Source organism: Kitasatospora saccharophila, from assembly GCF_039529925.1.
Classification (GTDB): domain Bacteria; phylum Actinomycetota; class Actinomycetes; order Streptomycetales; family Streptomycetaceae; genus Kitasatospora; species Kitasatospora saccharophila.
Window position 1 is genome coordinate 71,401 of sequence record NZ_BAAANS010000042.1, and the last position, 7,920, is coordinate 79,320.

Annotated in this window: 5 protein-coding genes; all 5 read right to left on the reverse strand. The window is 74.5% G+C overall.

Annotated elements, in window-relative coordinates; all coding sequences use genetic code 11:
* Positions 1 to 43 precede the first annotated feature (43 nt).
* A complete protein-coding gene (locus ABD345_RS27265) occupies positions 44 to 2,560 on the reverse strand; it encodes a caspase, EACC1-associated type (RefSeq protein WP_344555626.1) in 2,517 nt (838 codons plus the stop codon).
* Positions 2,547 to 2,966 carry an effector-associated constant component EACC1 gene (locus tag ABD345_RS27270; RefSeq protein WP_344555628.1) on the reverse strand — a complete coding sequence of 140 codons (420 nt, stop codon included), beginning with the start codon at positions 2,964 to 2,966 and terminating at the stop codon, positions 2,547 to 2,549. Before ABD345_RS27270 ends, ABD345_RS27265 begins: the two co-directional genes overlap by 14 nt.
* 209 nt (positions 2,967 to 3,175) lie before the next feature.
* Complete coding sequence (locus ABD345_RS27275; protein WP_344555630.1) at positions 3,176 to 5,422, reverse strand: aminotransferase class I/II-fold pyridoxal phosphate-dependent enzyme; 2,247 nt, start codon at positions 5,420 to 5,422, stop codon at positions 3,176 to 3,178.
* 63 nt (positions 5,423 to 5,485) lie between these two features.
* The gene (locus ABD345_RS27280; RefSeq protein WP_344555632.1) at positions 5,486 to 7,201 is read right to left on the reverse strand and encodes an AMP-binding protein; all 1,716 of its coding nucleotides are present in this window, start codon (positions 7,199 to 7,201) and stop codon (positions 5,486 to 5,488) included.
* Positions 7,198 to 7,920, reverse strand: a 723-nt coding sequence (locus ABD345_RS27285) for a Rossmann-fold NAD(P)-binding domain-containing protein (protein ID WP_486327092.1), incomplete at its 5' end; no start/stop codon positions are given. The genes ABD345_RS27285 and ABD345_RS27280, both read right to left, overlap by 4 nt.

Consider the following 7,920-nt stretch of genomic DNA (forward strand, 5'->3'; position numbering starts at 1 on the left):
GCATGGACCAACGGGATTGCGGCTCAGCTTGCCTGATGAGTCGTCATGAACGGATGCGACTGCTACCGGGCCGCTCCGGCCCTGCCTCGGTCCTGGCCGGAAGCCACCGGAGGGCCGGGACGACAGGGGGTTCGGCCGTGGCGAGGTCGTCGATCCCGACCGCGTCGCCGGTCCCGAGGTCCTTCGCGGTGATCGCGAGCACGCCGTTGGCGTCGACGTCGATCGTGACCTCGATCCGCGGGAGCCCGCGCGGGAGCGGTGGCAGGTCGGCGAGGGTGAGCCGGCCCGCCAGCACGAGCGGGTCCGGGTGGTCCCCGGTGAGGACGTCCAGAACGAGCTGCGGCTGGTCGGCGACGGAGGTCGTGACAAGCACCGAGCAGGTGGCCGGAAAGAACGTGTTGCGTTCCAGCAACGGCAGCACCCCGCCGTCGGCCAGCGCGAGGCCGACGGTCCGTGGCATGACGTCCATCGACAGGACGTCCTTGACCTCGCCGGTCAGGATGCCGGCCTGGAGGGCCGCGCCCTGCGCGATCAGGCGTTCGGGGAAGACGCCGGTGTTGACCTGCTGTCCCTTCGAGTGGCGCCGCAGGACCTCGGCCAGGCCGGGGATCCGGGCGGCCGCACCGATCGACAGCACGTGGTCCGCCTCGTCGTCCGGCTCGATGTCCGCCTCCTCCAGGAGCCGGCGCAGGACGGTGTCGAGTTCCGCGAACCGATCGGCCATCAGCTCGCCGAACCACAGGCGGGTGACCTGGTACTCGACGTCCACGGAACCGCCGGAGCCGGTGACCAGGTGGGGCAGCCGGACCGCGGCGCTGTCGACGGTGGCGAAGTCGGCGATCGCCTGCGCGGCCGCCTCCCGTATCCGCTGCTCGGTGGTCCGGTCGGTCGGGAGCAGAACGGCGTGCAGCCGTTCGAACTCCCGACGCATGCCATCGGCCAGTTTGCTGGTCCAACTCCCGCTGCCCAGACGCACGTCGGATATCACCGAGCGCACCTCGACCACACCGTCGCCGAGCACCAGGCACGCAAGGTCCAACGATGCCTCGCCGAAGTGGGCCACCAAGGCCACGGCCTCTGGATTCCCCAGCCGGTGGGCGAGGGCGAGACCTGCCGCGAGCGGCCCGGAGATCAGTCGCATCGGCTCCAGGCCGACCTGGCGGCAGGCTGCCCGGATCCGTTTCCGCTCGCTGTCGGGCAGGCCCGCCGGCACGGCCAGCACCGCCCGGACGACACGCTCGCCGAGTTCGGCCTCGGCGTCCCGCCGCAGCTTGCGCAGCACCTCCGCGTAGACCTCGTCGAGGGTGATCGGGGAGGAGGCAGCGGTCTCCCACCACCGATCGGCGAGGGCGAAGGTCCGATCGGGGTTGCTGACGGCCTGTCGGCGGGCCGGCTCCCCGACCAGCACTCCGCCGTCGGTGTACGCCACCACCGAGGGAGTGCGCCAGGTCCCTTCGGCGTTGGGGACCGGAACGAGCCGCTCGCCGTCCCGGTGGGCGACGGTGCAGAAGTCTGCCCCGAGTTCGATGCCCACCGTGCGGAACCCGGTCAGCGGGGACGGGTCCCCGCCGGAGCGGGTGAGGCGGACCGGGCGGGCGGCCTGCTCCGTCCAGAAGGAGCTGCTGCGCAGTGCTGCCTCGGCCAGGTGGTCGGTCACGCCGAACAGGCGCGTGAGGACCTGGGCGACGGCGGTGTAGCCGTCCGCCGCCGCGGCCGGGGCGCCGCGGTGGCCGATGCGTTCCTCGTCCTCCAGCAGCAGTCGGCCGTCCCGCACTCCGGGGTGACCGGCGTGCTCGGCGTGCCACTGCCGGGCGTCCGCCCGGAAGCCCCGGTTGCGGGCGAGCGCCAGCCCGGCGATCAGGCCGGTGGAGGTGCGGGCCGGCCGGGGGCGGCCGGCGGCCGGGAGCGCGTGCCACAGGTACTGGTAGACGTTCTCCATCGTCAGTTCCGGCCCGAGCTGGGGGGATCCCTCGCGTAGCAGCCGGATCAGCTCACCGGTGAAGGCGGTGAACCGCTCGCCGACCGGAGCCAGCGAGACCGAGTCGTACTCGGAGGACGCCAGGACGAAGGCCCCCTCGATCCTGGTGGCGCTGCGGAGCACGGTGCCCGCGTCCCCCATGTGCGGGTCGGCCGCCATCCCGGACCAGCAGGCGTCGAGGATCACCACCCGGTTCGCGGCCTTGGCCCCGAGCACGATCCGGCGCAGTGTCCGGTACGGCACCGCGCCGACCGACGGCTCGTCGGGATCGGTCTCGCCGACCGCGAGGTAGTACTCGTTGTCCTCCGTCACCCCGTGGCCGGCGTAGTACACCAGTAGCAGGTCCTCGGCCTCCTGGGCGGGGCCCTTCAGCACGCCGGTCACCTCGGACGGACGCACCGGGTCGGCCAGCACGGTGCACTGCGCGGGCGTCAACCAGCCCTGCCGCGAATCGCACAGCGCGTCGACCAGCCCCGTCAGGTTGTTGAGGACTCCGGGCAACTCGGGCAGCGCCTGCTCGTCCTTGTACCGGGACGCGCCGATCAGCACCACCCGCGAACCGGGTCCGTCAGGCAGCGCCATCGTCCGGGGCCGACCCTTCCCCGCTCGAGAGGGTGGCCACCGCAGCGCCGTCGGCGGCGGACCCCGCCACGAACGCCGCGAATCGCTCCGTCAACGCCTCCGGGTCCTTGACATTGTCGACGTCGAGCTCGAAGACCTCTCCCCGGGCGTTGCTCACCTTCAACACGAGGTGACTGCGCCGGGGGGACAGCCAGTCCGCGAGCACCTTCACCAGCACGGTTCCCGCCCCGCCCGAGGCGAACGCGACGGTCGCCACCTCCACGACACCACCCATCTCCCCCGGCCGGGGCGCCTCCCGCTGCAGCCCCACCCGCCCGCGCAACCCGTCCTCCAGCCGGAGCCGTTGGACCAGTCGACGAAGCTCTGCGGCGCTCCCCGCACCTGTCACGCTCAGTTCGAACTCCACGGCGCCCCTCCCCTTCCGCGTCCCAGCACCGCACCCGGGCAGTAACCTACCCGGTCGACCGGGCCGGCCGTGGGGGTTTGCCGCCCGTCTCCTGCCGGTACCGGGGAGAGGCCCCGCCGCCGCTCCGCCGTCACCGTCCGCCCGAGCGGGAACGGCGGGCCCGCCGTTCCCGACGGGCCCGCCGACCGCGAACGCCCGAACCGCAGGTGTCAGGAGGCGGCGTCCGGCAGGCCGAAGACCACCTGGTTGGAGAGCACCACGCCGTGGCTGCTCACGTCGATGGTGATGCGGTCGCCGTCCGCGATCCGGAAGCCGTCGTGGTAGCTGGCCTGGTCGGCGCCGAGCAGCAGGTAGTGGACCAGGCCGGGGCGGCGCAGCGCCGGGTACTCGAAGAGGTGGTCCACCATGGCCTGCACCTTGAAGTACAGCGCGTCCTCGCCGCAGTCGAACGGGCCCTCCCAGGCGGTGGCGCCGTCCCGTTCGATGGTGACCCGGCCGGTGACCGAGGCGGGCGGTTCGCCGAGGAAGAGCCAGGGCGCGATGGAGGTGTCGACCAGCTTGCAGTACGGGTTCCAGCCGGGGTTCTGGATGTGCAGGCCGATGTCGCACAGGTCGTTGGCGAAGGTGTAGCCGGCGTACCGGGGGTTGCCGGCGTCGTCGTTGACGTAGACCAGGGCCACCTCGGGCTCCTCGATCAGCGCGACGGAGCGCTTGGGCGCGACCAGCTGGTCGCCGGGCAGGCGCAGCCAGGAGCCGAAGCCCTTGAAGAACCAGTTCGGCGGGACGAACTCCTCGCCCTCGACCGGCTCCTTCTCGAACTTCGAGCGGTGGGTCCGCATGAAGCCGCTGAGCAGGGCGTCGCCGGTGGTCTCGGGCAGCAGCGGGGGCAGGTAGCGGATCTCGTCCTCGCCGCCCTCGACGACGACCGGCTCGGCCCCGGCCTTGATCGCGGCGACGACGTCCTCGGGGCTCCCGGCGGCGACGAACTCGGCCCGCAGCCGGCCGTCGTCGACCCGGTAGAGGGTCAGCGGGGCGCCGGGGACGGGCTTCTCGAAGCCCGCGTACCGCTCGCCCTGGTACTCGCATTCGAAGAGTACGGTCATCTCCGGTTCCTCCTGTGCTGATCGGTGTGCCGGGCCCGGAGCGGGCCGGACGGCGGAGCGGGTGGTGGAGCGGGTGGTGGCGGGCGCGACAGCGAGGTCGGCCAGGACCTCCTCGATCCGGTCGACGGACGCCCGGATCCAGGGCAGGCCGAGCGGGTCGTCGGCGGCCAGCGCGGCCTGCTGCCGTTCGGCGGTGTCGCCGTAGAGCCTGCTGGTGGCGGCGCGCAGCCGCAGCGGCCCGGGGTCCTCGCCGAACTCCTCGGCGGCCAGCACCCCGAGGCCGTACCGGTCGGTGAGCAGCCGGGCCAGCGCGGTGCCGGTGCGCACGCCGTGGGCGGCGGCGAGCCGGTCGCGCAGCGGTTCGAAGTCCGGGTAGAGGTAGCAGGTCGCGCGGACGGGGTCGAGCAGGGCCCCGGCGGCGGTGAACCGCTCGGCAACGGCCCGCACGACGCGTCCGTGCAGCCGGGTGGCGGCGGCCACCCGGGCGGTGACCTCCGGCGGTTCGTCCAGGGCGTAGGCGGCGGCGGCCTGGACGGGGGCCGGGGGGCTGGACCAGATCTGGCTGGCGACGGCGACCAGCCGCTCGCGCAGCTGCCGTCCGGCCGGGCCCGGCGGCAGCAGGGCGATGCCGGTGCGCCAGCCGCCGACCGCCAGGTTCTTGGTCAGGCCACCGGTGACGACGGTGCGTTCGGGGGCGAACAGGGCCGGGGAGGCCGCCCGGGTGTCCGGGTCGTGGACCAGGTCGGTGTAGATCTCGTCGGAGATCACGAAGAGGTCCAGTTCCCGGGCGGCTTCGGCCAGTTGCCGCACGGTGTCGGGCGCGGCGACGTTGCCGGTGGGGTTGTCCGGCAGGGTGACCACGACCGAGCGCGGGTCCCGTCCGGCGGCGCGGGCGGCCCGGACGGCCTCCCGCAGCGCGTCCGGGTCCGGCACCCCGCCCTGCCCGGGCCGGACCGGCACCCGCAGGACGGCGGCCCCGGCCAGCGCGGCCTGGGCGGCGTAGCTGACCCAGCTGGGCCGGGGCACCACCACGTCGCCGCCGATCGCCTTGACCGCCGCGAACAGCAGGGACTTGCTGCCGGGTCCGGCCACCACCGCGTCCGGGTCGGCGGCCAGGCCGCGCCGCCGCCAGTAGCCGGCCGCGGCGGCGCGCAGCGCGGGGCTGCCCGCCACCGGCCCGTAGGACGCCTCGCCGACGGCGGCGGCGAGGCGGGCCCGCAGTTCGGGGAGGACGGGCAGTCCGATCTCCCCGCTGGCCATCATCAGGACCTGCTCCCCCGCGGCGCGCCGGCGGGCGAGTGCCTCGTCGGCGGCCAGCGTCGCCGACAGGGTCACCGGGGCGGGCTCGGTCATCGGCGGACTCCACGGGTCGGTTCGGGCTGGGGGGTGGACGGCGGGCCGGCGGGGCGGCCGGGGTCACTGCCCGCCATGGCGCCGTCGCAGTTCGGCCTTGCGGACCTTGCCGGTGAGCGTCTTGGGCAGGGCGTCGACCAGGACCAGCCGCTCGGGGAGGAAGCGCTCCTCCTGGCCGGCCGCGCGCAGGTGGGCGAGGATGCCGTCCAGGTCGGGGCGGGCGGGCCCGCTGGGCACCACGACGGCCAGGATCGGGTCGTCGTGCCTCCCGGTGGTGCCGACCAGGGCGGTCTCGGCGACGTCGGGGTGGCGGGAGACGATCGCCTCCAGTTCCGTCATCGGCACGACGGCGCCGTCGCGCAGCAGGGCGTCCCGGGCCCGGCCGAGGATCCGGACGCCGCCGCGGCCGTCGGTGCGGGCGAGGTCGCCGGTGTCGAACCAGCCGTCGGCGTCGAGTTCGGCGGCGAAGGCGTCCGCGCGCTTGTGGTAGCCGAGGGACTGGGCGGCGCCGCGCACCCGCAACCGGCCGACGGCGGCCCGGACGGTCGGGTCGTCGGGGTGGTCGACCCGCAGTTCCATCGCGTCGATCGGCCCGCCGTTGCTGTACGCGGCCCGGTCCGCGTCGTAGTCGAGCCGGGTGATGGTGACCGGCCCGAACTCGGACATCCCCCACACCGAGTAGGTGCGGGCGCCGAGCGTCTCGCGGACGTCGTCCACCAGGTCCTGCAGGACGGGCGCGGAGCCGGTGATCGCGTGCCGCAAGGTGGAGACGTCGCGGGGTTCGGCGCGCTGGGCGCGGACGATGTCGGCGAGGGTGCTCGGCGGGCCGTAGACCAGCGTGGCGCCGTACCGTTCGACCAGGTCGAGCAGGGCGTCGTTGCGCCGGAGGTCCTGGAAGGCGACGGTGCCGCCGACCATGACGCCGGTCAGCACGCCCTGGCCGAAGCCGGAGTAGTGCACCAGCGGGGTGGTGACGGCCGCGACCAGGCCGTCGTCGAGCAGGAAGGTGTCGGCGTAGCCGCGGACGGCCGCGTGGACGGTGTTCTGGCTGTGCAGGACGCCCTTGGGCAGGCCGGTGGTGCCGGAGGTGAACAGCACCACGAACGGTTCGTCGGGGGTGAGTTCGAGGCCGTCCAGGTCGCCGGTGCGGCCCTCCTCCCAGGGGGTGTGGACGAAGTGGTCCTCGAAGGAGAGGGTGCCGGGGCTCCGGCCGCCGACCACCGCCACGTGCTCCAGCGGCAGGTCGGCCTTGAGCGCGGTGAGGTGCGCGGCCAGCGGGTAGCCGTTCCACTCGGGGACGGTGACGACCACCCGGGCGCCGGTCAGTTCGAGGCGGTGGCGCAGCTCCTCCTCCTGGCAGACCGGGTCGATCGGGCAGGTCACCGCGCCGATCCGGATCGCGGCGAACAGCAGCGGCACCGTCTCCCACCGGTTGGGGAGCTGGACGGCGATGAAGTCGCCGCGCCGGACGCCGAGTTCGAGCAGGGCGACGGCGAACCGGTCGGTCAGCCGGGCGAGTTCGGCGTAGTCGAGGGTGTCGGTGCGCGACTCCCCGATCCGCCGGGCGGCGACGGCGAGCTTGCGCGGGCGCAGCCGGGCCTGCCGGCGCAGGTCGTCCAGGAAGGTCTCCCGGCGCCACCAGCCGCGCCGCAGGTACTCGGCGGCGCGCTCCGGGGACGGGGCGAAGGACGGGGGCGCGGCCTCGGCGGAGGTCTCCGCGGTCTCGGCCCCGGCGGTGCTCCCCGGCGTCCCGGTCACGGTCTCGGCGGCGGCGGTCATCCGCGCTCCTTGCGGCGGACGTCCAGCAGCTCGGGCAGCGGGTTGCCGGCCCGGGAGGCGGCGATCTCCAGCAGGTCGCGGGTGTTGCGCCGGACCCGGCCGCCGACCCAGTCGAAGACCCACTGCTTGCGGGCCTGCGCGGGCAGTTCGAACGGGACCTGCCGGGTGACGGCGAGGGCCGCCGAGCCGGCGCCGCCGATGTTGGCGATCACGCCGGGGACGAGCACGCCGCCGGCGGCGGCGACCTTCTCCTTGGCCTCGTCGGTGGAGGCGAGGTTGGCGCCCTCGACCACCAGCCGGGCCCGCAGCCGGTGGGCGTTCTCGGCGTTCAGCGCGTACTTCTGGGCCGCCAGGACCAGCAGGTCGGCGTCCAGGTCGAGCCAGGCGTCGGGCTCGCCGGAGAGGGTGACGCCCTGCGGGAGGCGGCTGCGGTCGATCCGGCCGAACTCGTCGGTGATGTCGACCAGGTCGGCGACCGGCAGCCGGTCGGCGCTGATGGTGCCGCCGATGTCGGCGACCCCGACCACCGAGTGGCCGCGGTCCTCCAGGAACTGGGCGACCGCGCGGCCCACCGCGCCGAAGCCCTGCACCACGACCCGGGCCGGGCCGGTGCGCCCGCCCGCCTCCAGGGCGGTGACGGCGGCGACGCCGACGCCGTGCCCGGTGCAGTCGATCAGCGGCTCGTAGTAGGTGCGCCAGTCGATCGGCATGTCGGGGGC

Bases quoted from the DNA above. Each gene is read 5' to 3' on its own strand.
- ABD345_RS27265 (WP_344555626.1), bottom strand. From the start codon at position 2,560: ATGGCGCTGCCTGACGGACCCGGTTCGCGGGTGGTGCTGATCGGCGCG.
- ABD345_RS27275 (WP_344555630.1), bottom strand. From the start codon at position 5,422: ATGACCGAGCCCGCCCCGGTGACCCTGTCGGCGACGCTGGCCGCCGAC.
- ABD345_RS27280 (WP_344555632.1), bottom strand. From the start codon at position 7,201: ATGACCGCCGCCGCCGAGACCGTGACCGGGACGCCGGGGAGCACCGCC.